A 24,173-nucleotide genomic window follows, 5' to 3' on the forward strand; every position below is an offset into this window, starting at 1 on the left:
TCAGGCCTCCTTGGCTGCGGTGTCGGCGGCGCGCTGCACGGCCTTGATGATGCGCGTGTGCGTGCCGCAGCGGCACAGGTTGCCGGCCAGCGCATCGCGGATCTGGGTTTCCGACGGCTTCGCGTTCTGCGCCAGCAGGCCCACCGACGTCATGACCATGCCGTTGATGCAGTACCCGCACTGCGCGGCCTGCTCGTCGATAAACGCTTGTTGCACCGGGTGCGGCTTCTCAGGTGTGCCCAGGCCTTCCAGCGTGGTCACGCGGGCATCGCCAACCGAGGCCACCGGCAGCACGCACGACCGCGTGGCCACGCCGTTGAACAGCACCGTGCAGGCGCCGCACTGGCCCAGGCCGCAGCCGAACTTGGGGCCGTGCAGCGCGAGGTTGTCGCGCAGCACGTAGAGCAGGGGGGTATCGTCGTCGACGTCCACGGCATGCTGCTTGCCGTTGACCTGAAGCTGGTAGGTGGGCATGGGGTCTCCTTGTTGTTATCGTGCGGCACGGGGGCGGCGCAGCCTCGAATCTAGGCCAGCCACGGCGCGCCGAATAGCGTCATTTCCATGGGATGGAAATGCAGGCTGTTGTGACGTGGTTTTCTTCCTACACTGGGCGGACCCGTTAACCGGCCGGGCCTCCCGGCCATGGCCCGAGGCATCTTCCATGCGCATCGCGATTCCCGACGACTACCAGGACTGTGTACGGACCCTCGACTGCTTTGCGCGGCTAAACGGCCATGACGTGCGGATCTATCACGACAACGTGAAGGACATCGACGCACTGGCCGCCCGGCTGGCCGACGCCGAGGCCATCGTGCTGACGCGCGAACGCACGGGCATGACCCCGGCCTTGCTCGACCGCCTGCCGCGCCTGCGGCTGATCAGCCAGACCGGCAAGGCGGCGGGACACATCGATCTGCGCGCCTGCACCGAGCGCGGCATTGCGGTGGCCGAAGGCAGCGGCTCGGGCGCGGCCACGGCCGAACTGACATGGGCGCTGATGCTGGCCAGTCGCCGGCATCTGGTGGCCGAGGCCAACCGGCTGCGCGCGGGTCAGTGGCAGGGGTTTCTAGGCCAGCAACTGCGCGGGCAGCGGCTAGGTGTCTGGAGCTATGGCCGCATTGGCAAGCAGGTGGCCGGGTTTGGCAAGGCGTTTGGCATGCAGGTCTGGGTGTGGGGCCGCGAAGGCTCGACGGCCGATGCGCACCAGGACGGCTTCGAGGTGGCGCCGTCGCGCGAGGCATTCTTCGCGCAGAGCGATGTGGTCAGCCTCCATATCCGGCTCAATGCCGATACCGAAGGCATCGTGACAGCCGACGATCTGGCGCGCATGAAACCCACAGGGCTGATCGTCAATACGAGCCGCGCGGAACTGATCGCGCCCGGCGCACTGGTCGATGCGCTGCGGGCCGGGCGGCCAGGCTTTGCCGCCGTGGATGCCTATGAACGCGAGCCCGTGCTGTGTGCCGACGATCCGCTGCTGGCGCTCGACAACGCGTTGTGCACGCCCCATATCGGCTTTGTCGAAAAGGACAACTACGAAGCCTACTTTGGCGGCGCCTTCGACAACATCAACCGGTTCTTTGCTGGCGAACCCGTGACCTTGGCCAATCCGGAAGTCATGGTGCGATTGCGGGGCTGATCCCGGCAAGCTGCCGGGCATCGACGGAATATTCAGGGGACACTCCCTTGGGATGGTTCGTGCGCGATCCGCATGGACCGTCCCATTTTTTTGGGAGCCCGCCATCAGCTACTTCGCCTGCCGCCCCCGCAGCGCCTGGCTGGCGCCCGTATCCACCAACTTCTGCTTCCACGCGGAAAACACCGTATCCAGGCAGTTGGCGTTGTCGCAGGCATCACGCTGGCGGCGGAAGGTATCGATATCGGCCTGGCTGATCACGCCGGCCTTGAGCAGGCGCTGCTGGTCGGCGTAGATGCGCTGGTATCCAATCGAGAACAGCGCGCTTTCGCAAATGATCTGGCTGGCCCGCGTGGCGGGCGCCTCGCAGGCGATGTCGCTGGCGTGGGCGACGCACGCGAAAACGGCGCCGATGACGGCGATGGCGCCGCGAATCTGGGCGTGAAAGCAGGGGTGACGGTTTGGCATGACGCGCATTTTACGCCGGCAACCCCAACCCCTGATCCGTGCCTCTTAAGCAACAGATTTGACGTATACGTGATGTAAGCTCAACGATCCAGTGCGTTACGGTTACAATCTACACGTTTACTTACAAAAACTAGTCTTGGCAGAACAGCGAGACATAGCAGGAGCGGGGAGTTATGCGGGTTTTTGCATCTTTGCTGTTGACGACATTTTTTGGCCTGGCAGGATGCGCTCAGACGCCCGCCGACCAGCTGGCGCCGCGCTCGCAGACCGTACGGCTCTGCAATGGCAATGCCTGCACCGAGCAGGATCGCCGCGTATCGACGCTGCCGCCCGAAGTTACGACCGAAGCCGACCGCCGCATGCAGGCTCTGGCCAAGGTGGCCGAGAACAATCCCAACGCTGCCTATGACCTGGGCCTGCGCCTGCTGCGCGGCGACGGCGTGGAGCGCAACAGCTACCAGGCGCTGGAATGGATGCGCAAGGCCGGCGACAACGGCCACGTACAAGCGCAACTGGCGCTGGGCCGGATCTACCTGATGGGCTTCGAGGAACTGGGCTCGGACCCGGCCGAAGCCGAAGCCTGGCTGACCCGTGCTGCCGCCAAGGGCAACAAGGAAGCCGCCGCCCTGATTCCGCAGGCCCAGGCCGCGAAGAAGGACGAGCAGGCAGCGTACCGGGTGCGCGAAGCCTATCGCACGACCTGGGCCGGCTGGTACGGCGGCTACCCGTACTACTACGTATGGGGCGCCTCCGGCTGGTACCAGCGCTAGTTCGGCGCTAATTCTGCGCTGGTTCAACGCTGAACCGGCGCTAGATCGGCGCCCCCCGAACTTCTTCTCTTCTGTAGTTTCCCTCTCTTCCGTCAACAGGAACGCGTTTTCATGCCCAAGATGACTTCTTTGCGCGCGGCTGCAATGGCCGCCACCCTGGTTCTGGCTGGTTGTGCCAACCCCGCGGGCGGCCTGATCAGCACCGGCACGGCACCTACGGCCGCCACCGGCGCCGCTGGCGGCGCCACCAGCGTCAATGCCAACCAATCGCTCGAGCGCTGCGACAAGCCGCTGGGCACGCTGGCCGTGGACGATGGCCGTGGCAAGGAATGGTATGCAAGCTTTGGCGCAGCCACCAAGATCACGACCATCGAGCCGCTGATCCGCCTGGCGGTGCAGCAGTCGAACTGCTTCGTGATCACGTCGGTGGGCAACAACCGCACGGAAAGCAAGCTGTCGAACATCACCGACAAGCAGCGCAATTCCGGTGAGTTCCGCGCAGGGTCGAAGCAGCAGAAGGGCCAGCGCGTGGCAGCCGACTACTACATGGAGCCGGCGATCATCATCGACAACGACTCCACGGGCCAACTGGCCGCTGGCGTCGGCAGCATGTTCGGCAGCGTTGGCGCGCTGGTGGGCGGTGCCATGCAGAGCAAGGCTTCGGTCGTGACGCTGACGATGTTCGACATCCGCTCGGGCGTGCAACTGTCGATCTCCGAAGGCAATGCCACGGCCACCAACTTCGGTGCGGCCCTGGGCGCCTTTGGCGGCGGTGCGGCTGGCGGCCTGGGCGGCTTCTCGCGTACGCCGGAAGGCAAGGCCACCGTGGCCGCCTTCATGGACGCCTACAACAACATGGTGGTCTCGCTGCGCAACTACAAGGCGCAGGAAGTCAAGGGCGGCCTGGGTCGCGGCGGCCAGCTGAAGGTCGGTTCGTAAGCAGGCGCCGCCTGCTGTCCGGACGGCTGCCGCAAGCAGCCAGCCGGGCAGCGGCTAGTCGCCTCGCGTGCCGCCGATCCGCCGCGCGAGCCAGGGGCCAACCAGCACGACGGAAAACAGTCGAAGCGTCTGGGTGGCCACCACGAAGTTCATGTCGGCGTTGGTGCCCAGTGCGATGGCGACCACCGATTCCACGCCGCCTGGCGACGTCGCCAGGTAGGCAGTCAGAAAGCTGACCCGGCTGATGGCCGAGACCAGCCACGCCGAGGCGGCACACAGCGCCATCATTGCCACGATGGCGGCCAGCATGGTTGGCAATGACGCCACCAGCGGCCGCAAGAGGTCGCGCCGGAACTGCAGCCCGATCGTCCATCCCAGAATCGCGAAACAGCAGGCCAGCAGCGCGGGTGGCACCACCAGGGGCACCGCCGGGACAGCCGTCACCCATGCCGCACCGAGGGCCATCGGCACCAGGAACGCTCCGGCAAGAATCCGGAAACGCCTGCCGATCCAGCAGCCCAGCAAGGCGATGGCGATGGCCGCAAGCATTCCCCACTGACCAGACTGAGCGGATTGCCCCAAGGGCCGAACGACCGCCGCGATTCCAGCGCCGGCCGGGTTTGCCGCCACCTGCGCATCGACGATCGCATGGGCCACCAGGGGGCCGGTCACCACCACCAGCACGACGCGCAGGTACTGCATCAGCGATACCAGAATGCCGTCGCCGCCGTTTTCCTTCGCAATCGCGCCCATGATCGATGCCGCGCCGGGCAGGCTGCCCCAGGCGCCCGTGGTACCGGGCAGCGGGGCGTAGCGCACCAGCAGCCAGCCCACCACGGCGGCGCTGGCAATCGTCGATGCAACGCCCAGCAGCACCAGCCCGTCCGAAGCCGCTTCCAGCAACTCCGCAAGGTGGAGCGTGCCGGCGATGGCCGTGCCCATCATTGCTTGCGCGACTGCCGTCAGCGCCGGACGGATGCGCAGACGCACATCCAGGAATCCGGCCGCCATGGCGCAGGCCATCGCCGCCACCAGCACGCTGGCGGAGGCGATCACGGGTTGCAGCAGATAGCTCAACCCGATCGTACAGAGCAGCAAAGAGGTCCAGTGCAGGGCGCGGCTTGCTATTGCCATGGTTGTTTGGCGTGACACGGAAGGTGGCTCAGCCGCCGGATTCTATCCCGTGATCGCGCAGGCGCGGGCGAGTCAGTCCAGCTTGATGCCGACCGTCTTGACGACCTTTTCCCACTTCTGGGCGTCGCGGTTCACCAGTTGCGTGAACTCGACCGGACCCAGCGCGCTCGGCTCCATGCCCTGCTTGGCAATCGTCTCGCGGATCGACGGTTGCGCAATCACGGCCGCGATTTCCTGGGCCAGGCGGTTGACCGTCGGCATCGGCGTGCCGCCCGTCGTGAACACGCCGTACCACGACACCACCTCATAGCCGGGCACGCCGGATTCGGCAATGGTCGGTACGTTCGGCATGGTTTCCACGCGCTTGGTGCTGGTCACGGCCAGGATGCGCACCTTGCCCGAATCGACGCCGGCCTTGGCCGACGGCAGGCTGGCAAACGTCATCTGTGCCTGGCCAGCCATGACGTCCTGCATTGCCGGCGCATCGCCGCGATACGGGATATGCGTGATCGAAACCCCGGCCATGCTCTTGAACAACTCGGCCGACAGGTGCGAGATCGTGCCGTTGCCCGGCGACGTGACATTAAGCTTGCCCGGATGGGCTTTGGCATAGGTCAGCAGTTCCTGCACGTTCTTGACGGGCAGGTCGTTGTTCACCACCAGCGCGTTGGCGGACTTTGCCACCAGCGACACCGGCTGCACGCCCTTCACGGGGTCGTAGGGCAGCTTGCTGTAGATGGACGGCGCAATGGCCTGTCCGCCGACCGAACCCAGCAGCATCACCGAACCATCGGGCTTGGCGCGTGCCATCTCGGCGGTGGCCAGCGTGCTGCCGCCGCCCGGCTTGTTTTCCACCACGAGCGTGGTCTTGGTGTTCAGCTGGAGCTGGGTGGACACCGTGCGGGCGATGACATCGTTGCCGCCGCCCGGTGCAAAGCCGACCAGCATGCGCAAGGGGCCCGGCGGCAATTCCTGGGCGATGCCATGGCCGGCGGCCAGGGCGAGCGCGAGAGCGGGGACGATCTTGGAAAACGCCATGATTGATTCTCGAAAAGGTAATGAAGGAGTGCTCTCAGGATGTCTGTCGCTGTGCTGGTCCAACTGGCGGAACGCGGCATGCGCCGGTTCTCGCTCGTTTTTTATCTGTGCGTGCCACGGGCTATTTCTTGAACCGCACCACGGCGTCGTGCGATTGCTGGGTCTGCGGCAGCGTGGCGATTTCGCCAAGCGTCACCGGCTTGGTGGGAAACCGCAGCCGGTAGTAGCCCACGTCGCGTGGATGGCGCTGCTGTTCGTCGGCAATCAGTTCGGTCACCGTCAGCCCGCAGAAGCGGCCCTGGCACGGACCCATGCCGCAGCGCAGAAACGCCTTCAACTGGTTCGGGCCCTGGCAGCCGATGCGCGCGGCGTGGCGCACCTGTTCGGCGGTGGCTTCCTCGCAGCGGCACACAATGGTGTCGCCCACCGGGCGGCGAAACTGCGCCTGCGGGCGGTACAGCACCTCGAAGAACTCGCGGCCGCACGTGGCGCGTGCCAGTGCCGCCTGATGCGGCGACGCCTTGCCGTTGCGCGTGGGCGTGTCGATACGGCCCAGCGCGGCGGCGGCATGCACAGCCGCAATGCGGCCCCGGTGTTCGGCCGCCACGGCACCCGCGATGCCCGCGCCGTCGCCGGCAATGCTCACGTGCGGCACCGACGTGGCGCCCCACGCATCGACCATCGGCTCCCAGCAGTCCTGGCGTTCGTTCCAGGCATGCTCGACGCCGACCGCGCGCGACAGGTTGGTGTTGGGCACCACGCCCTGGTGCAGCAGAAGCTGGTCGATCGCGATGGTGCGCTGCTGGCCTGCAGTTTCGTAACGCAGTTCGGCAACCTGGCCGTTGGTGCCCGCGATGGCTTCAAGCGCGCTCACGCCGCTGATGATGGGCACGGCCTTGCGCACCGCGCGCAGCAGCTTCAGGCCCTTGCCCAGGTAGGGCGACCGCAGGAAGCTCCACGCATGTGGCAGCGCCTGGCGCCATTGCCCCGGTGCGGTGGTTTCCAGGATCGCTTCGAGCTTCACGCCGGCGTTCAGGTACTGCCACGCCAGCAAGTAGAGCAGCGGGCCGCCGCCAGCCAGCACGGTCCGGCCCTCGGGCACCACGCCCGACGTCTTCAGCAGGATCTGCGCGGCGCCGGCCGTCATCACGCCCGGCAAGGTCCAGCCCGGAATCGGGAACGGCCGTTCCTGCGCGCCAGTGGCCAGGATGATGTGGCGGCAGTGCAGCAGTGCGGCCTGCGGGTCCTGGCCGGGATGGGCCACCGAGTAGGCTACCTCGTAGCCGCCGTCCGAGCCGCCGGCTTCCGCGTCGCGCGCATTGATCGACCACACGGTTGCCGCCGACAGATGACGTGCGCCGCTTTGGGCGAACGGTTCCAGCAGGCTCATGCCGTGCCAGTAGTCCTGGCCCAGGATCGCGCGATTGCGCACGGGCGTGCTGCCGATCGCGCGGTAGATCTGTCCGCCCGGGGCCGGTTGTTCGTCGATCAGCACCGTCGATACGCCAAGGCCGGCGGCCTCGGTGGCCGCGGCCAGGCCGGCGGGACCCGCGCCGATCACGAGCAGGTCGCAGGTTGCGATATCGGGGTTCATGCCGTTACCTCGCGTGCGCCAAGCTGGCGCTCCACGCGCATGCCGTCGTGCACGCGCGCCATGCATGCCTGCTGGTTCGGGCGGCCGTCGATGCTGACCAGGCAGTCGTAGCAGACGCCCATCATGCAATACGGCCCGCGCGCGGCGCCGGAGACGGCAGTGTCGCGGCATGCCACCACACCGGCCGCGAACAGCACCGCGGCCACGCTGTCGCCCTCGCGGCATTCCAACGTCGCGCCATCCACGGTGACCCGTACCTTGCGTTCGGTCGATTGCATGACCGCCGCGTCAATTCTTCTGAACATGGAATCTCCGGGTCGAAAAGGTGTCCAGCTCGGGCGCGAGCGCGCCGGCGGCAATCATGGGGGCCAGGTTCATCGCGTGCGTGGCGGCCAGCGTCACGCCGCTATGGCAGGTGACAATGAACGCGCCGAGGTGCGTCGCCGATTGTTCGTAGACCGGGAAACCGTCCTTGGCCCGTACCCGAAGCGCGGACCACGCGCGCACCGCGCGCACGTCACGCAACGCGGGCAGCGTACGCACCGCACGGTCGGCCAGAGTCGCCAGCACGGGCAGCGTGGTGACCTGGTCGTTGTAGCCGGCGTCTTCCTGGGAATCGCCGACCAGCCAGCTCCCTTCGTCGTTCTGGCGCAGCGTCACCATCGGCGTGTCCAGCAGTCGGCGCGTGCGTTCGAGCACCAGGATCTGGCCGCGCTGCGGCGCCATCGGCAGGTCGATGCCGACCATCGCGCCCAGGTCACCGTTGCGCAGCCCGCCGGCCAGCACGACCTTGCGTGCGCGCACCTGGCCGTTGGGCGTGCTCAGCACGAACTCGCCGTTCGAGTGCTGGACGATATCGGTCACGCCATGGTGGGGCAGGTACTCGACGCCGCTGGTGCTGAACGCGGTATGGAATGCGCGCAGCAGCTTGAGCGGATTGACGATGCCGTCATGCGGAGTCCAAATCGCGCCGGTCACGTCGGGGCCCAGGCCGGGCACCAGCGATGCTGCCTGATGGTGATCGAGCAGCTTCCATTCGTAGGGCTCGACGCCCGGCTGCGACATGAGCGTATTGACCCACGCCAGCCGCGCCTCCACCTCGTAGTCGCCCATCAGCGGAGTGAGGCCGCCTTTCTGTTCCAGCGCCACGTCGATGCCGGTCTCGCGCATCAGGTCGGCCGCCAGCCGGGGCCACAGCCGCGTGGAGTTCAGCGTCCACTGACTGTACGCGCCCATGCCGTAGCCCTTGCTCTGCAGCCAGACCAGGCCGAAGTTACCGCGCGACGCACGCAGCGCGATGTCGCCCTCGTCCAGCACGGCAATCGACCCGGCGCGCTCGCGCAGGCCATAGGCCACGGCGGAACCGACCAGGCCACCGCCCACGACGGCCACATCGAATACCGGGAATCGGGATGTGGAGGCCACCATCAACGGTGCCTCCGGCAGGGAATGTGCGGGCCTTGGGCCCTGCTGGAAATCATGTGGGGTACTCGCAAGAATCGTGACATCACGCGGCCTGCGGGCCGGTGTGTCGGTGCGAACGAGTATGCGGAGCGCGCACCCCAGGCGCAAATACGAGTCTGTCAGGCGCCCATACGGAAACCGTATGGGGTGGTCTTACAGGGTGCCGGGCAGGGATACCGTTTCGGCGGCAATGCACTCGGTCATGCGCTCGATGAAGCGGTCCACAAGCACGTTGGCAGGCCGGTTGCGGGCCAGCAGCAGGTAACTGACAAATGGAATACGCGGCCGGAACGGGCGGACCACCACCTCGGCGGTGTGCAGGCGCGCCACCAGCGGATTGACGATGCCCACGCCCAGGCCCAGTCCGACCATCTTGCAGATGGTGGCGCCGTAGGGGGTCTCGAAGTGCATCACGCGCCGGTCGTCGCTGGCGAATGCCGCATCCACGGCCGCGCGCAGGCCGTCGCCGTGGCTCATCGAGATAAAGGACTCGCCCGCCAGGTCGGCCGGCGTGATGACATCGAGCGCGGTCAGGCGGTGACCGGGTGGCAGTACGCAGCAGCCGGACAGCTCGGCAATCGGCTGGGCCTCGGTAACGGCGGCCGGCGGCAGGAACGAGACGAGCCCGAGATCGGCATAGCGGCTGCCCACGCTGTCGGCCACCAGTTGCGTGCTGCCGGTTTCCATGGCGACGTTGACGTCGGGATGGTCGGCATGGAACCGCTGCAGCACCAACGGCAGCACCGTCATCGCCAGCGATGGCACCGAGGCGATGCGCAGCCGGCCCTTGCCAAATTGACGGATATTGCGCGCGGCATCCTTCAGGGCGTCGAGCCCGACGAACGCGCGGTCGACTTCACGCAGAAAGGCCAGGCCTTCCTCGGTGGGCACCAGACGGCCCGCGTTGCGAGTGAACAGCGTCAGGCCCGTGGAGTACTCAAGCTGGGCGATCAGCCGGCTTACGTTTGGCTGCGATGTATATAGCTCGGAGGCCGCGGCGGTCATCGAGCCCGAACGCATCACGGCCTGGAATGCGCTGATTTCCTTGAATTTCATGCCTGGGTCCTGGCGCCTGGAACGAATTTGCGATGGTATAGCAAATCCGTATGGATGCCGCCGGCAAACGAGCTATGCCGTATGGGGTGAGGCTGGAATGTCAGGAATCCGACGGAGGATGCCAGAGCATGTCGCGCAGCGGGGCGCGCTGGCGCCAGCCAAGCTGTTCCAGCATGGGGGACTCGTAGAAGGCGGGTACCGGCCCCAGGCAGAGCAGGCCAAACGGCTTCGCGCCGTCGGGCAGGCCAAGTTCGCGCGCCAGGGTATCGGGATCGAACATCGAGACCCAGCCCAGGCCCAGGTTTTCGGCACGCGCGGCGAGCCAGAGGTTCTGCACGGCGCACGCGGCTGAGGCCCAGGCCATTTCGGCCGGCATGCTGCGGCGGCCGAAGACGGTGCCGTCGTCGGGGGCCAGGATCACGGCCAGCAGTTCGGCGCAGTCGCGGATGCCCTCGACCTTCAGGCGCAGGAACTCCGCTGCACGCTCGCCCAGGGCCTGTGCCGTGGCCTGCCGTTCGGCTTCCACCAGTGGTGCCAGGCGGGCGCGCCAGTCCGGTGTGCTCAGGCGCATGAAGCGCCAGGGCTGCATCAGACCCACGGACGGCGCCTGGTGCGCCGCCTGGAGCAGGCGCTCCAGCTGGTCGTCGGGTAACGGGGGGCCGGGCGTGAAATGACGACAATCGCGCCGTAACGCAATGATGCGGTACAGCGCGGCGCGTTCGTCGTCGTCGATGTGAGGGTCGCGCCCGATGTCTGCCATGGCGAGGGCGGCCGGCGGCCAGCGCCTGCCGGGAGAATTACTCGGGCTGGCTCGGTTGCGCTTCGGGAGCGGCGGGCGGCACGTCGGCTGCGGCTTCGGGCTGTGCCGCGGCTTTTGCCTCGGGTTGCGCCTGAGGCTGGGCTTGCTGCGGCGTCTGCGGCTTGCCGGCGGCGTCCTTGTTCTTGGCCGCTTCCTGCTTGGCGCGTCCGGCACGCAGCTGGCGGCCACGGGCGGCATCGGCCGCCGTGACTTCGCCCGCGGGCTGGCCGTTCAGGTCCAGCCGTTGCGCGCCTTCGGTCAGGCATGCCCAATAGCGGGCGCCACGGCACCACGTGCGAATGGCGTCACGCAGCTCGGCCTCGTTCAGGCCCAGTTCGGTCGCCTGGGTCATGAGATCGTCGAAGATGCCGACCTTGAGCGGCACCTTGGGCGCGGGATTCTTCGGGAATACGGCCGGGAAGCGCTTCTGCAGCTTGCCGATATTGCGAACCACCGGATCGACTGGCGTTGCCGGGGCGGCCTTGGCCGCTGCCGGGTTCGGCTTGCGTGCCCCCTGATTCGGCTTGGACGTCGCCGGTTTGGCCTTGCCCGTTGCCGGACCGGCCTTGGACGGCGCAGGCCGGCCACGCGGCGGTGCCTTGGCGCGCGCCTCGTTCTTTGCCTGTTCGGCCAATTTTGCCTTCAATGCTGCCAGTTGTTCGAAACCCATTGCTCTAGCCCAGTCAAACGTCGCGGGATTATAGCGTGGATGCCGCCAGGGTCAGCCGACAGTGCCCAAATTGGCGCAGCGGGGGGTTTCACCCCGGGGATCGACGCACGAAAAAAAATGCCACGCGGCGGGGATCCGCGTGGCATTCAAGACAATGAGAACAGGGGAGGGGTCAGCCCTGAGCTCGATTGGGTCTCCCGCATTGCACGGGCGAGAGGCAGTGTAAGGAGACGATTCTGATTCGAGAATCGGAATACTCTGAAAAGCGATCAGACAAATCCGAGTGAATCCCGGCGTCCGTCAGAGCACTCGTTAGTCGCGTTTCAGGCTCTCGATATCCTGGTCCTTGGCCTGCCACTGCTGCGCCAGCCAATGGTGAAACGCCGAGCGGAACGCGGCGTCGCCGGTGTAGTCGCCGGCGCAGAAGTGCTCGGGGATCTCCACCTGGTGGATTCTCACGACGATGCGGCCCGACCGGCCACAGGCCAGGTCCCAGAAGCTGGGCACGCCATCGGGATAGACGATCGTCGCATCGATCATCGAGCGGAACTGCCCGCCCATGGCATTCAGCGTCGTGGCCAGCGCACCGGCGCGGGGCTTGAGCAGATGGCGATACGGTGACGATTGGGTCAGCCGCCTGCCTTCCGAGAACCGCGTGCCCTCGACAAACACCATCACGCTGGTGGGCACCAGCTTGAATTTCTCGCAGGCCTTGCGGGCGGTGTCCTGGTCCTTGCGCCCCTTGGCCGGGTTGCGGCGCAACTGGGCCTTGCTGTAGCGCTTCATGAACGGGAAGTCCAGCGCCCACCAGGCCAGGCCGATCACCGGCACGTAAAGCAGTTGCTGCTTCAGGAAGAACTTCAGCAGCGGAATGCGTTTGTTCAGCACGCGCTGGAGCACGAAGATGTCCACCCACGTCTGGTGGTTGCAGTTGACCAGGTACCAGTCGTCCGGCCGCAAGCCGGTGTTGCCTTCGATATCCCAGATATCGGGTTGCAGCCGCGTGATCCACTGTGAATTGCGCGAAATCCAGCCGGTGGCGATGCGGTTGAGCCACGGATCGACGCGCCGACGCACCGCCGGGAATGGCAGGCACAGCTTGAGCAGGGCCAGCGGCACGATGGGTACGAAACACAGCACCGTGTTGGCTGCCAGTAGCGTCGCCCCAAGCACACCGGTCAGCCAGCCCAGGCGGCGCCGTGGGCGTGCCCGGGGCGGGGAGGGTTCCGCAGCGGAAACAATGTGGGAGGACAGATTGGGCGACGGGGGCGACTGGGGTGTCGAGGGCGCAAAGGTAGAGGGAGGTGTCGAATTCATGCCCGCAATTTTGCGAGCGCGAACCCTCTCTCTGTTTGTCCCTGATCAAGTTGGGACCGTTAGATCTAAATAATCAACGATGAATCAACGATCTGTGGGCGCAACGTGCTTGGGGATGCCCTTGTCGAGGAAGGCCGCGATCTCCGGGTCGCGGTGACGGATATCCCACTCGCCGGCCGCCACCTTGGTGAAATTCTCGGTGCAGAGCTGCGTGACGACGTCGGGTTCGCCGTGTTCCAGCGCCACGCGCATCACGTCCACCTGCTGGTTGGTGAAGCTCTCGACCAACATGGCATTCTGGGTCAGCAATTCCTGGTCGGCGCGCCGCGCGTCCTCGGTGGCGCCGTTGGCCGCCGTATTCTCCAGTCGCGCGTGGTAATACCTGGCCGTCTTCAGGTGCGCGGCATTATTCGCCTGCCATTGCCGCCAGGCCGTTTCCACCTTGGTACGGGTGCGCGGCGCATGTTGTCCGCAGAAATCGGCCACATTGCGCAGGATGGCCTCGTCCAGCAGCGGCACCAGGCCGGCGGAGATTTCCAGTTCGCTGCGGGCCTCGTGCCGAGGCGGTGGCGCGGGCGAAGCCGGCTCTTCGTTGGAGCAGGCCGCCACGATAAGGGCCACGCCCATGGCAAATGCCTTCGGCATGGTTTTGAAGCCGGACATCCGTCACCCTCGAATCATGAATCGCAGCATTCTACTTGGCGGCGGCAGGTGGCCTGTCCATTTTGCGAGGGTGGCCGGCGGAAATGCGAAGGACGCGGGCGTCCGGCTCCGGCAGACTATGTTCCCATTGCGCCACGCATTACCAGAACAAGCGCAAATCCATCAGGGAGACACCCTTCATGCATACCAATACATCGCCGACCCCGCCGGTCAGCCAGCCGGCGGCCGAGGACCACCCGCTGCAGGTGATCCTGCTGCTGAACGTCGGCCATGCGCTCGACCACCTGTTTCTGCTGATTTTCGCCACGGCCGTTGGCACCATCGCCGCCGAATTCGGCTTTGCCCGCTGGGAAGACCTGATGCCCTACGGCGTGGGCGCGTTCTTCCTGTTCGGGCTGGGATCCGTGCCATCGGGCCGACTCGGCGACCTGTGGGGCCGCCGGCAGATGATGCTGGTGTTCTTCTTCGGGCTCGGCGTCGCGGCCCTGCTGGCCTCGCTGGCGCAGGGGCCATGGCAACTGGCGGCCGGGCTCGGCCTGATCGGGCTGTTCGCGTCGATCTATCACCCGGTGGGCATTCCGATGCTGGTGCAACGCGCCCGGCGCCCAGGTTCGGCCATCGGGCTGAACGGGCTGGCGGGCAACCTAGGCGTGGCCGGCGCGGCGCTGCTGACCGGCTTCCTGGTGCAGGCATGGGGCTGGCGCGCGGCATTTGCCGTCCCCGGCGTCATTTCCATTGTTTGCGGTGTCGCCTTTGCGCTGCTTTGCGCGCCACAGGGCGCCGCGCCGGGGCGCGGCCGCAAGCCGCCGCAGGTGGTATTGCCGCCCCGGTTGCTGGCCCGCGCGCTGGTGGTCATGACGGCGGCGGCCGTCACGGGCAGCCTGTTGTTCAACTTCACCACCAACGGCAACACGCAATTCCTGACGGAACGGTTCAACGGCCTGATCGATGATCCGGCAATGATCGGCGTGCTGCTGGCCGTGATCTACACGCTGGCGTCATTCACGCAGGTGGTGGTGGGCAAGCTGATCGACCGCGTGCCGCTCAAGCGGCTCTACATGGGCCTGGTGCTGGCGCAGATTCCCTGGCTGGTCCTGGCCGCGCTGGCCAGCGGCTGGTGGCTGTTCGTCGCGCTGCTGGGCGCCATGGTGTGCATCTTCGGCAGCATTCCGTTTACCGACGCGATGATCGTGCGCTACGTCGATGACAGCGTGCGGTCGCGCGTGGCCGGCATGCGGCTGGCGGTGTCGTTCGGCATCAGCTCGCTGGCGGTCTGGCTGCTCGGGCCGGTGGTCAAGGCATCGAGCTTTGCCTCGTTGTTCCTGGCCATGGCCTGCATCGCCGCCTGCACCGCGATGGTGGTGCTGTTGCTGCCATCGGAGGCGGCAGCCTCGGCACCCGAGCCGGGACGTTGAAGCTCCAGTCGGATCGCGCGGATATCAGACAAACACCTACCGAAAAGAAAGGCACGTGGCAGTGGGTGCATTGAGGGCCTCTGCCTATACTGCTTTTCTGTAATGCACGGGGCACGCCCATGCAGTACACGTCACGCACCGGCATAAGACGCCCAGATGGCTAAACGTCATCGGTGCATCCCGCGATCCGATATGGAGCCAACAACATGAAATATCCGTTCATCATCGCTCTCGCCGCCGCCACGCTCGCAGGCTGCGCCACGTCGCCCTATACGCCACCGCCCACGCCAACCACGAAGGCCGTTGGTGAAAGCAAGCTGGCGCCCAAGGCCGCAGCACAGTGCATCGGCCAGAAGTGGGCCGACGCCACCAACCAGCAGGTCTGGATGCAGTACATGCTGGCCAACGACCAGGCTTTCGACGTCTATGTGCCGGGCCAGCAGCCCCCGGCTGGCGCCGCCGCCGTGGTGCGCAAGTCGCCGAACGGCCCGGGATCGTGGCTTGGCTACCGTGGCCAGGACAGCGGCAATGCGATGGCGGCCCTGAGCAGTTGCCAGTAAGCGCGCGGCTGCACCGGCAGAATAGAAAAACGGGCAGCCAGGGCTGCCCGTTCTTGTCTCCATCCACCTCCTTTTGTCTTACTGCGCCACCGCCATCTCGCCTTCCACCGGCTGCTGCTGACGTTGTTGCAGGCGTTGCTGTTGCCGAAGTTCCTCGGTCGTCGTGCCCTTGCCGTCAGGTGCCCAGCCCGGGGGCATCAACAGGTAGCCAATCGCCTTGAGCGGGTTGCCTGCGGCCATCATGTCCTTGCCCAGGCTGATCCAGTGTTCGAACTGGTTGACCAGCGGGTTGTGCGTGGTGGTGGGGTGTACCAGGCCGAAGCGGCAAGGCTCTTCCTCGCGTTCTTCCACGTAGGTGCCGAACAGGCGGTCGAAGATGATCAGCACGCCGCCGTAGTTGGCATCGAGGTAGTCCAGGTTCGAGGCATGATGCACGCGGTGGGCCGACGGGGTGTTGAACACGTACTCGAACCAGCCCAGCTTGGGAATCCAGGTGGTGTGCAGCCAGAACTGATACAGCAGGTTCAGGCTCAGCGTGGCCAGTACCACTTCGGGACGCACGCCCAGGAAGACCAGCGGTGCGAAGAAGATGGCGTTGCCCGTGATCTTGCCGGTCCAGCCCAGGCGGTAGGCGGTGCCCAGCGTCAGCTCATTGGGCGAGTGGTGCACGGCGTGCGTGGCCCAGAAGAAGCGGATGCGGTGCGACGCGCGGTGGTACCAGTAGTAGCAGAATTCCTGTCCGATGAAGAGCAGCAGCACGGCCAGCGCGGAGTTGATCTCCACCGTGAAGAGCCGGTGTTGCCAGGCAAACGCGAAGATCGGCGTGGCCAGCGACAGCGGCAGCAGCACCATCAGCTTGCGGCCGATCATGTCCACCAGCGACAGGCCCATCTCGTGCCAGGGGTAGGTCTTGCCTTCGCGGCGTGCCTTGCGGGCCAGGAAGAACGCTTCGACCATCGAAGCGGCCACCACGAATCCGGTGGCGAGGAGCGTGAGCTTGTGGAGTTGCATGATCGTCCTTTCAGGTTTGGCGGTGACGCTTTGGAGCGGTGTGTCGCTGCGTCGGTGAGCCAACTGTAGTGGGCGACCTGCCACGGCGCCATGTGGGAAGTATGTCGCCGTGTGTCATGTCCAGGAAAGCCTTGCCAGATAAGAGTTTGCGGGAATTAAGGAAGGGTTTCCAGACGCCCGGCGACATAATTGCCAGGTTGCGCAGAAGGCGCCTGGAATCGCGCCCGGCGTCGTGACATCGGACGAAATATTTCCTGGCTGGCATACGGCGGCCGCGTTTTCCATACTCGGTTCACCGCGCCATCACGGACGCGAAACACCGATCACCCGATCACCCCGACCCGAAGGATGCAAGATGCAAAACGCTTTCCACACCATCGCCGCCCAGGCCCGCCGCCTGACCATTGCCGCAGTTGCCACCGGCGCGATGCTGGCCGCAGGCTACGCCAACGCCGGAGTGACCGGCATCGACCACACGGGTCTGCTGGAAACGGTGCAGGCCGACGTCATCTACGTGCATGCCTTTCACGCCGATGCCGGCCAGGTGCAGCTCGATGGCGGCATGATGCAGAAGGTCAAGACCATGGCCACGGGCGGTTCGGCGGCCAGCGAGCAGACGGCGGCGGCCGCCGAGGCGCAGGAACAGGTGGCCAGTGAAATCGTCCGCACGCTGCGCGCCAAGGGGCTGAATGCAGTGCGCTCGGACGATGCGCCTCCGGCGAACGTCAACGCCGTGATCGTCGACGGCGATTTCCACAAGATCGACGAAGGTAGCAGCCGTCGCCGTCTGCTGATCGGCCTGGGCGCCGGCAAGAGCCAGGTGGTGACGCAGGTGCGTATCTCTTACCAGCCGGCCCATGGCGTGGCGGTGCCGCTGCAGAGCTTCCAGGCCGATGCCGACAGCGGACATGTGCCTGGCGTGGCCGAGACGGCAGGGGTGGGCGCGGTGGCCGGTCATGTGGCAGTGGCTGCCGCAGCCGGCACGGGCGCGCACGGCGTATCCGAAGTCAGGCACGACACGATCCATGCCGACGCCACGCGCCTGGGCGACACGATCGGCAAGCAGGTGGCCGCGGCCAGCGAGGTGGAAGGATGGATGGCCGTGCGCCCGGCCATCTGATAGTAGGGTGGTCGCGGGATGTCAGCCCTTGGGGTTCAAGGGCTTGAGCACAGGAGGGCGCTGCAGGTCTGGCGCCGCCGCGGCCAGGATATCGGCGCGATTGCCGTTGCGTGGCGGGTAGATCCGCTCACGGTTGATCACGTTCTTGGTGGCCTTGGCCTGTTCGCCCTGCGCCACCACCACGCGGTCCCAACCCTGGGCGTACACGGCGCCGGCCGGTCCCAGATCGATGATGTTGGTGTACCAGTCGATATCGAGCGCCAGCATGTCGTGGCCGAACAGTTCGCATACCGCGTTGTAGCCGGCAAAGCGGCCCATCGGCCGGGCGTGCTGGCACGACATCACCGATGGATGCTCGCCATCGATCAGCGCATGGGCGACATCGCCCGCCGCGAACACATCGGGCACGCCTTCCACACGCATGAACGCATCCACGAACAGCCGGCCCTGCGCGTCGTGCTCGGCCGCGATACACGCCGTCAGGTCGTTGGCGCGCATGCCGGCGCACCAGACCACGGTGGCCGTATCGATATGGGCGCCGTTGGACAGCGTGATGCCGGTGGTGTCCAGCGCGGTTACCGACACGCCCGGCATCAGCTCGATGCCCAGCGCACGGCACGCCTGCTCGATCACCGGCTGGGCGCCGCCCAGGTGTGCGGCGATGACGGCGTTGCTATCGACCAGCAGCACGCGCACTTGTGCTTCCGCATTGGGCGCGCCGCTGGCGCGCGCCACGGCGCGCAGCCGGTCGGGCAGTTCGCAACCCAGTTCCACGCCGGTGGCGCCGGACCCGATCACCACCGCCGTGTACTGGCCCGGGCGCGGCGCCAGCGTGGGCAGCGCCTCGATATGGCGCTGCAGGCGCAGCGCTTGGGCATAGGTGTCGATGTCGAACGAGCGGATGTCCACGTCGGGCAGCGGCGGGCGCACCAGTCGGCTGCCGCTGGCCAGCACCAGCTTGTCGTAGGGCAGGGTGGCGGAGGGCTGCCCAACCATGTCCACGCGCACCAGGCACTGCCGCGTGTCGATATCGGCCACATTGCCGACCACCAGTTCCACGCCGATGGGGTCCAGCACCTCGTGCAGCGGCACCAGCGTGGGCGCCAGGTCCGCTTCGTAGTTGCGCACGCGAATGCTGTGCTGGTCGTCACGATTGACCAGCGTGATGCTCACGGGTTTGTCCAGTTGGTCCGCCATGCGTGCTGCTGCGGCGGCGGCCCAAAGGCCCGCAAAGCCACCGCCGATGACCACAATGTTCTTCACTTCGGGTTTCTTCAGGATCACGTGGTCACCACGGGAAGGGGAACGTAGCTGAAGATCCTAGCGAATTTCGGCGTACCCGTCTTCCTGTGCCGCCGCAGCCGCCAGGTCCCGGTAAGCTGCCACGTCGGGGCGGTCGAAGCGTTCCACCAGCACGGCTTCAAGCAATGGCTCGTAGTCCGGGCCGCCATGCAGGGTGCATAGTCGTTCAATCAGCACGTCGCGCTCGGCCTCGGGCAGCGTTGCCGAGGCCACCAGCAGCGGATTCGGTGTCCACGGCGTGCAGGCGATGGTCTGCAGACCTTCCAGCAGCGCCGGATCATGCCGGCGCACGAGATCGAGAAAGTAACTGTCCAGCGCGGTGACGTCGATCTGCCGGTCGCGCAGCGCCGTCAGCGCGCGCATGGGTGTATCGAGCGGGCCGACGGATTCGGCGAACAGCGCCCCGCGTTCCCGCGCATACGGCGCCAGCAGTTGCCGCGCGGCGTGGTAGCCCGACTGCGAATGCCGGGCCATCCAGCCAAAGCGGCTGTCGAAGGTGTCCTCGACCTTGTGCCAGCCGCTGTCTGCCCGCACCAGCAGTTCGCTGCGGTAGCGCGCCTGCCCACCATAGGCGTCCGGCGATGGCACGGGCGCCACCAGTGGGACCACGGGCGCCACGCCCTGTGCGAATGGCAGCCCGCACATGAAGCCGCAGACAAGATCGGGCCGCTGCCATAGCGAAGGCAGCGGCGCGGGCCACGCAAACGGCACCACCTCCACCGGCCACGCCAGGTCCGCGAACACGCGCGTGAACAACGCCTGCCACGCGGCGGTGACCGCCGGCGTGGCGTTGTACATGCGGAACGACGCGATGCCGGCCGTCATGTCAGGCAAAGCGCAAGGTCTGGCCCAGCCCCTTTGCGCGCGCCTTGGTCAGCATCGCGTGGCCCAGTGCGATGTCGGTGGTCGACAGGCCCCGGTGCCAGAACAGGATGGTCTCGTCGTCGCGCTCGCGGCCCGGCTTCAGGCCCGCCACGATTTGCCCAAGCTCGGCGTGCAGGTTTTCCTCGTTCAGGCGGCCGCTGTCCACATGCTCGCGCAGCGCGCCAAACGGCAGGCCCTTGCGGCACTGGCCCCAGTCGTCCACCACCATCTTGCTCATGATGTCGGTCAGCGACAGCTCCACGGCGCTCATCGTGCCGTAGGGAATCACCAGCGCGCCGGGCTTGATCCATTCGGTCAGCAGCATCGGCGTGGGCTTGGGCAGGCGCGATGCCTCCACCACGATATCGGCGCCCCGCACGCACGATTCCCAGTCCTCGGTCACCGTCACCGGCTTGCCCAGGTCGCGCGACAGCCGTGCGGCAAACGCATCGCGGCTTTCGGGCCGGCGCGAATGCACGCGGATCTCGTCGAAATCGAACAGCGAATCGAGCAGGCGCACGTTCCAGTACGACGTGCCGCGCGCGCCGATGTGCGCCAGCACCTTGCTGCCCTTGCGCGCCAGATGCCGGGCACCGAGCGCGGTCACGGCGCCGGTACGCATGTCGGTGATCGCGGTGGCGTCGATCACGGCCAGTGGCGTGCCGTTGTCGGGATCGAACAGGTTGAGCAACGCCATCTCGGACGGCAGGCCCTGCTTGTAGTTGTCGACGTAGTCGGACACCACCTTCACGCCCGCCACATGCAGCGGCTTGATAAAGCCCCGCAGCACGTTGAAGTGCCCCTTGTCCGACGATTCCGGTACCAGGTGCACGCGCGGTTCGATCACGGTTTCGCGGCGGCCCTGCGCGGCCAGCGCGGCCTCCACCGCAGCCAGGATTTCCGCGTCGGTCAGCGCCAGTTCGGCAACGTCGGGGCCGTTCAGGTAGGTCAGGTACAGCTCTTTCACGGGGGTCTCCTTACTGCAGTGGGGGAATGTTGGCGCGATGCACGATGGCGCGCCATTTCGTGGTTTCCGTGGCGATGGTCTCGCCGAACGCCTGCGGCGTGCTGCCCACGGGCTCCAGGCCCAGTGCGTCGAGCTTCTGCTTGACGTCGGGGTCGCGCAGCACCGTTGCCACATCCTTCTGCCATTTGCGCACCACGCTCTCTGGCGTGCCCTTGGGCGCCACCAGCCCGTACCACGACGTCACGTCGAAACCGGGATAGCCCGATTCGGCGACGGTCGGCACGTTGGGCAGTTGCTGCAACCGGTGCGGGCCGGCCACGGCCAGCGCGACGAGCTTGCCCGTGCGCACATGCTGCAGCACCGTGGAAATACCGCCGAACATCATCTGTACCTGGCCGCCCAGTACGTCGTTGAGCGCCGTGGCCATGCCGTTGTACGGCACGTGCACGGTCTTGACGCCGGCTTCCAGATTGAGCAGTTCGCCAGCCAGGTGCGCGCCGCTGCCATTACCCGGCGACGCGAAATTGAGCTGGCCCGGATGAGCCTTGGCATAGCCGACCAGTTCCTTGAGCGAGCGCGCCGGCACCGATGGATTCACCACCAGCACGTTGGGCGACGACGCCAGCATCGTCACCGGCACGAAGTCGCGCGTCTCGAAATTGAGCTTGCGGAACAGGATGGGATTGACCGTCAGGTTGCCGGCTGGTGCAAGCCCCAGCGTGTAGCCGTCGGGCGCGGCGCGCGCCACGGCTTCCATGCCGATGTTGCCGGCGGCACCGGGCTTGTTGTCGACGAGCACGGGTTTGCCCCATTGCTCTGACAGCTTCTGTCCCACCAGTCGCGGCAGCGAATCGGCTACGCCACCAGCGGCAAACGGCACCACGATCCGCACGGGCCGCGCGGGATAGTCGTCAGGCTGCGCCTGGGCGGCGAGCGGCATGGCCGCCAGCAGCGCGACGATGGCCGGTACGGCCAACAACTTCTGAAAGGCCATGGCCGGCCCCTGTACATAACGGTTCACGCAGAACTCCCCGTGTTCAATTGCACCCCATGACCCTGTCAGGCTGCCGCGCGTCCTTGTCTTGGCGCCCGACTTGTATAGACTGATCTTAAAGAAGCTGTCTGATACTGTATAGACAACTTTTCGCATATGGGAAAGCGGATTTCTCATAAGATGCGAAACCGCACGCGCATGGTGCCGATGGCACAGGCGCAGTGCGCGCCCATGCGCGAGCCACGGCACTTTTCACCGTCGCGGGTCGTGTGGGGTTTTCTCAACGCCATAGCCCTGCCATTCGTGGAGCCTGCATGCCAGCCCGTCCGAGCCCGCAACCCGTCGATCCGGCCACGCCCGCTTTCCAGCGCATCAAGGACTACGTGCAGGAGCAGATCGCGGCCGGCGTATGGCGCGAGGGCGATGCCATCCCGCCCGAACTGAAGCTGGCGGATACCTTCGCGGTCTCGCGCATGACCGTCAATCGCGCGCTCAACGAGCTGGAGGCCGAACAGGTGCTGGTGCGGCGCAAGGGCGCGGGCACGTTCGTGGCGCAGCAGCGCTACCAGGCCACGGTGGTGGAGATCCGCAGCATCGCCGAGGAGATCCGCGCGCGCGGGCATCGGCATCGCAGCAGCCTGTACCGGCTGGAACGGCAGCGCGCCACGCGCAGCCTGGCCAGCCAGTTCGGCGTGGCCGAGCGCAGCACGCTGTTTCACTCGGTCATCCTTCATTACGAAAACGACGAGCCGATCCAGGTGGAAGACCGCTGGGTCAATCCCGCGCTGGCGCCAGACTACATGGAAGCCGATTTCGGCACGATCACGCCCAACGAGCACCTGATGCACGTGGCGCCGCTGCAGCGCGCCGAGTACCAGATCGAGGCGCTGCTGCCCGGCGCCGAGGTGGCCGAGATGCTGGCCATCGAGCCGGCTGAGCCGGCGCTGGTCTTGCGCCGGCGCACGTTCTCGCGCGGCGCGGTGGCGTCGGTGGTGGTGCTCTGGCACCCGGGTAACCGCTACCGGTTTGGCGGGGCGCTGGGACAGGCGTAGCGGTTTGGTGTGGCTGTGTTCCCCTCTCCCGCATCGCGGGAGCGGGGAGAAACATGGCGGTAGAGGGGAGAAAGTGAACACCAGGCGAATTCCCTGCGCGAAGACTGTCTAAGCTTTAACTACCGGCCCGCACGCGGGCCTGGCAGGGCAAGCGGGAGACAGGAAAATGGTAGCGATGCGCGGAACGCTGCGGGTGGCACTGGCCGGAATCGCCCTGACATTGGGCGGCTGTGTGGCGTATCCCGGCTATGACGTAGGGTACGGCTCCTACTACGGGGACTATTACGGCGGCACCTACAGCTCGGCCTACGCCGGCTATCCCGCGTATTCAGGTTATCCCGGATATGCCACCTACTCGGGCTACTCCTACGGCAGCTATCCCTATGGCTACCCGTACGGGTACACCGGCTGGCCCGTGTACAGCAGCGTCTGGCTGGGCTACGGCTGCTGCGGGTATCGGGGTTACTACGGATATCGCGGCTACTACGGCTATCGAGGTGGCTATGGCGGCTACCGTGGTTACTACGGTTACCGGGGCGGCTATGGCGGCGGCTACCACGGCGGTTATGGCGGTGGCTACCACGGCAGCTACGGCGGCAATTATCAGGGTGGCTACGGCGGCGGCTATCGCGGGGGATACCGTGGTGGTGGCAGAGGCGGCGGCAGGGGACGCTAGCGTCCGGCGCGCGGCGACCGCAAGGGCCGCCGCGTGGCGCGTCATGGCAACTGGCGTAACTGGCCGATGACCGACATCAGCCGGCCATGCGCCACCGTGACCGATGTCTCGTCCTGCAGCGCTTCCTGATAGCGTTTGCGAAACGATTCATCGCCTAGTTCGGAAAACAGCTTCTGCGTGGCACCGGCCACGGCGCGGCAGGTTTCGTCGTGATGCTCGTCGCCATCGAGTTCTTCGTCGATCTCGATGATGAGGCGCGACAACGGATCGAGCCAGCGGAAGAACGACTCTTCTGTCACCAGTTGCACGAACTGTCCCGCGGGAATCGGGCCATGCAGTCTTTCATACTGGCCGCGGTCATATCCGATGACCTCCTTGTGGACCTGGAGCAGTGCCGCCCGCAAGGCACGTAGCCCCGAGCGGCGGGTTTCCTGGGTAGCAAGGAACTGTTCGCTGGGCATGCCCATCTCCACTTTTCCTCTGTTCATGGGGCAGGCCGTATCGACATGACCTCGGGCGGCTCCTCCCGGGGCCACCACTCACCCGCCCGTTGTTATCGGAAACACACGTACACGCACAATGGCATGCCCGGTGTGCAAGTCAGTATAGGCAGCGGCATGGCCCCAATCTAGCGCGCCCGCCTAGCGAAATACCCGTATTGCGG

The 24,173-nt window shown here is 66.2% G+C and carries 26 protein-coding genes; 8 read left to right on the forward strand and 18 right to left on the reverse strand.

From position 1 onward, the window contains the following. The gene (locus MFF62_RS25550) at positions 1-474 is read right to left on the reverse strand and encodes a (2Fe-2S)-binding protein (protein WP_238265932.1); all 474 of its coding nucleotides are present in this window, start codon (positions 472-474) and stop codon (positions 1-3) included. 187 nt (positions 475-661) lie between these two features. Here MFF62_RS25550 and MFF62_RS25555 point away from each other — a divergent pair, with 187 nt between their 5' ends. Further along, positions 662-1,639, forward strand: a complete 978-nt coding sequence (locus MFF62_RS25555; protein WP_238265933.1) for a D-2-hydroxyacid dehydrogenase family protein — start codon at positions 662-664, stop codon at positions 1,637-1,639. 108 nt (positions 1,640-1,747) lie between these two features. Here MFF62_RS25555 and MFF62_RS25560 read toward each other — a convergent pair whose 3' ends face one another. Then, positions 1,748-2,104 carry a hypothetical protein gene (locus tag MFF62_RS25560; protein WP_238265934.1) on the reverse strand — a complete coding sequence of 119 codons (357 nt, stop codon included), beginning with the start codon at positions 2,102-2,104 and terminating at the stop codon, positions 1,748-1,750. Positions 2,105-2,277: 173 nt separating this feature from the next. Between MFF62_RS25560 and MFF62_RS25565 the strand changes: the two genes are divergently transcribed. Next, positions 2,278-2,874: a tetratricopeptide repeat protein gene (locus MFF62_RS25565; RefSeq protein WP_238265935.1), complete on the forward strand. Its 597-nt coding sequence runs from the start codon at positions 2,278-2,280 to the stop codon at positions 2,872-2,874. A gap of 111 nt (positions 2,875-2,985) precedes the next feature. Then, positions 2,986-3,813, forward strand: coding sequence for a hypothetical protein (locus tag MFF62_RS25570; RefSeq protein WP_238265936.1), 828 nt, complete (start codon positions 2,986-2,988; stop codon positions 3,811-3,813). Between the two features lie 54 nt (positions 3,814-3,867). Here the strand turns inward: MFF62_RS25570 and MFF62_RS25575 are convergent, their stop codons facing one another. The 10 genes from MFF62_RS25575 to MFF62_RS25620 form a co-directional block, all read right to left on the reverse strand. After that, positions 3,868-4,947 (reverse strand): AbrB family transcriptional regulator, encoded by a 1,080-nt coding sequence (locus MFF62_RS25575; RefSeq protein WP_238265937.1) that lies wholly within the window; start codon positions 4,945-4,947, stop codon positions 3,868-3,870. A 72-nt stretch (positions 4,948-5,019) separates the two neighbouring features. Further along, positions 5,020-5,985: a Bug family tripartite tricarboxylate transporter substrate binding protein gene (locus tag MFF62_RS25580; protein WP_238265938.1), complete on the reverse strand. Its 966-nt coding sequence runs from the start codon at positions 5,983-5,985 to the stop codon at positions 5,020-5,022. A 121-nt stretch (positions 5,986-6,106) separates the two neighbouring features. After that, the gene (locus MFF62_RS25585) at positions 6,107-7,579 is read right to left on the reverse strand and encodes an FAD/NAD(P)-dependent oxidoreductase (RefSeq protein WP_238265939.1); all 1,473 of its coding nucleotides are present in this window, start codon (positions 7,577-7,579) and stop codon (positions 6,107-6,109) included. Beyond that, entirely contained in the window at positions 7,576-7,884 is a 309-nt protein-coding gene (locus tag MFF62_RS25590) for a (2Fe-2S)-binding protein (RefSeq protein ID WP_238265940.1), read from the reverse strand. The genes MFF62_RS25585 and MFF62_RS25590 overlap by 4 nt, the downstream gene beginning before the upstream one ends. After that, a complete protein-coding gene (locus MFF62_RS25595; RefSeq protein WP_238265941.1) occupies positions 7,868-9,007 on the reverse strand; it encodes an NAD(P)/FAD-dependent oxidoreductase in 1,140 nt (379 codons plus the stop codon). Before MFF62_RS25595 ends, MFF62_RS25590 begins: the two co-directional genes overlap by 17 nt. Before the next feature lie 189 nt (positions 9,008-9,196). Beyond that, a complete protein-coding gene (locus MFF62_RS25600) occupies positions 9,197-10,099 on the reverse strand; it encodes a LysR substrate-binding domain-containing protein (RefSeq protein WP_238265942.1) in 903 nt (300 codons plus the stop codon). A 100-nt stretch (positions 10,100-10,199) separates the two neighbouring features. After that, complete coding sequence (gene bluB, locus MFF62_RS25605) at positions 10,200-10,859, reverse strand: 5,6-dimethylbenzimidazole synthase (protein ID WP_238265943.1); 660 nt, start codon at positions 10,857-10,859, stop codon at positions 10,200-10,202. A gap of 37 nt (positions 10,860-10,896) precedes the next feature. Next, on the reverse strand, positions 10,897-11,568 hold the full coding sequence (locus MFF62_RS25610; RefSeq protein WP_238265944.1) for a ProQ/FinO family protein: 672 nt from the start codon (positions 11,566-11,568) through the stop codon (positions 10,897-10,899). A 312-nt stretch (positions 11,569-11,880) separates the two neighbouring features. After that, positions 11,881-12,885, reverse strand: coding sequence for an acyltransferase (locus MFF62_RS25615; protein WP_238265945.1), 1,005 nt, complete (start codon positions 12,883-12,885; stop codon positions 11,881-11,883). 84 nt (positions 12,886-12,969) lie between these two features. Further along, complete coding sequence (locus tag MFF62_RS25620) at positions 12,970-13,548, reverse strand: hypothetical protein (protein WP_238265946.1); 579 nt, start codon at positions 13,546-13,548, stop codon at positions 12,970-12,972. Positions 13,549-13,727: 179 nt separating this feature from the next. Here MFF62_RS25620 and MFF62_RS25625 point away from each other — a divergent pair, with 179 nt between their 5' ends. Together MFF62_RS25625 and MFF62_RS25630 are read left to right on the forward strand one after the other, a co-directional pair. Next, on the forward strand, positions 13,728-14,963 hold the full coding sequence (locus tag MFF62_RS25625) for an MFS transporter (protein ID WP_238265947.1): 1,236 nt from the start codon (positions 13,728-13,730) through the stop codon (positions 14,961-14,963). Between the two features lie 206 nt (positions 14,964-15,169). After that, positions 15,170-15,523: a hypothetical protein gene (locus tag MFF62_RS25630; RefSeq protein WP_238265948.1), complete on the forward strand. Its 354-nt coding sequence runs from the start codon at positions 15,170-15,172 to the stop codon at positions 15,521-15,523. Between the two features lie 78 nt (positions 15,524-15,601). On the opposite strand, the gene MFF62_RS25635 is transcribed toward MFF62_RS25630, so the two are convergent. Beyond that, complete coding sequence (locus MFF62_RS25635; protein ID WP_404990838.1) at positions 15,602-16,537, reverse strand: sterol desaturase family protein; 936 nt, start codon at positions 16,535-16,537, stop codon at positions 15,602-15,604. Between the two features lie 352 nt (positions 16,538-16,889). Between MFF62_RS25635 and MFF62_RS25640 the strand changes: the two genes are divergently transcribed. Continuing rightward, on the forward strand, positions 16,890-17,654 hold the full coding sequence (locus tag MFF62_RS25640) for a DUF4410 domain-containing protein (RefSeq protein ID WP_238265950.1): 765 nt from the start codon (positions 16,890-16,892) through the stop codon (positions 17,652-17,654). Between the two features lie 21 nt (positions 17,655-17,675). Here MFF62_RS25640 and MFF62_RS25645 read toward each other — a convergent pair whose 3' ends face one another. Genes MFF62_RS25645 through MFF62_RS25660 form a run of 4 tightly spaced genes read right to left on the reverse strand, consistent with a single transcriptional unit; the run spans position 17,676 to position 21,808 of the window. Then, a complete protein-coding gene (locus tag MFF62_RS25645) occupies positions 17,676-18,938 on the reverse strand; it encodes an NAD(P)/FAD-dependent oxidoreductase (protein ID WP_283205381.1) in 1,263 nt (420 codons plus the stop codon). 36 nt (positions 18,939-18,974) lie between these two features. Beyond that, positions 18,975-19,781, reverse strand: a complete 807-nt coding sequence (locus MFF62_RS25650; protein ID WP_238265951.1) for a phosphate/phosphite/phosphonate ABC transporter substrate-binding protein — start codon at positions 19,779-19,781, stop codon at positions 18,975-18,977. Position 19,782: 1 nt separating this feature from the next. Next, positions 19,783-20,787 carry an ornithine cyclodeaminase family protein gene (locus MFF62_RS25655; RefSeq protein WP_238265952.1) on the reverse strand — a complete coding sequence of 335 codons (1,005 nt, stop codon included), beginning with the start codon at positions 20,785-20,787 and terminating at the stop codon, positions 19,783-19,785. A 10-nt stretch (positions 20,788-20,797) separates the two neighbouring features. Then, positions 20,798-21,808, reverse strand: coding sequence for a Bug family tripartite tricarboxylate transporter substrate binding protein (locus MFF62_RS25660; protein WP_238265953.1), 1,011 nt, complete (start codon positions 21,806-21,808; stop codon positions 20,798-20,800). Positions 21,809-22,095: 287 nt separating this feature from the next. Here MFF62_RS25660 and hutC point away from each other — a divergent pair, with 287 nt between their 5' ends. Next, on the forward strand, positions 22,096-22,833 hold the full coding sequence (hutC, locus tag MFF62_RS25665) for a histidine utilization repressor (RefSeq protein ID WP_238265954.1): 738 nt from the start codon (positions 22,096-22,098) through the stop codon (positions 22,831-22,833). A 175-nt stretch (positions 22,834-23,008) separates the two neighbouring features. Continuing rightward, positions 23,009-23,509, forward strand: coding sequence for a hypothetical protein (locus MFF62_RS25670; RefSeq protein ID WP_238265955.1), 501 nt, complete (start codon positions 23,009-23,011; stop codon positions 23,507-23,509). A 41-nt stretch (positions 23,510-23,550) separates the two neighbouring features. Here MFF62_RS25670 and MFF62_RS25675 read toward each other — a convergent pair whose 3' ends face one another. Then, positions 23,551-23,976, reverse strand: coding sequence for a hypothetical protein (locus MFF62_RS25675; protein WP_238265984.1), 426 nt, complete (start codon positions 23,974-23,976; stop codon positions 23,551-23,553). Positions 23,977-24,173 lie beyond the last annotated feature (197 nt).

The organism is Cupriavidus pauculus, assembly GCF_022179805.1.
GTDB lineage: Bacteria > Pseudomonadota > Gammaproteobacteria > Burkholderiales > Burkholderiaceae > Cupriavidus > Cupriavidus pauculus_E.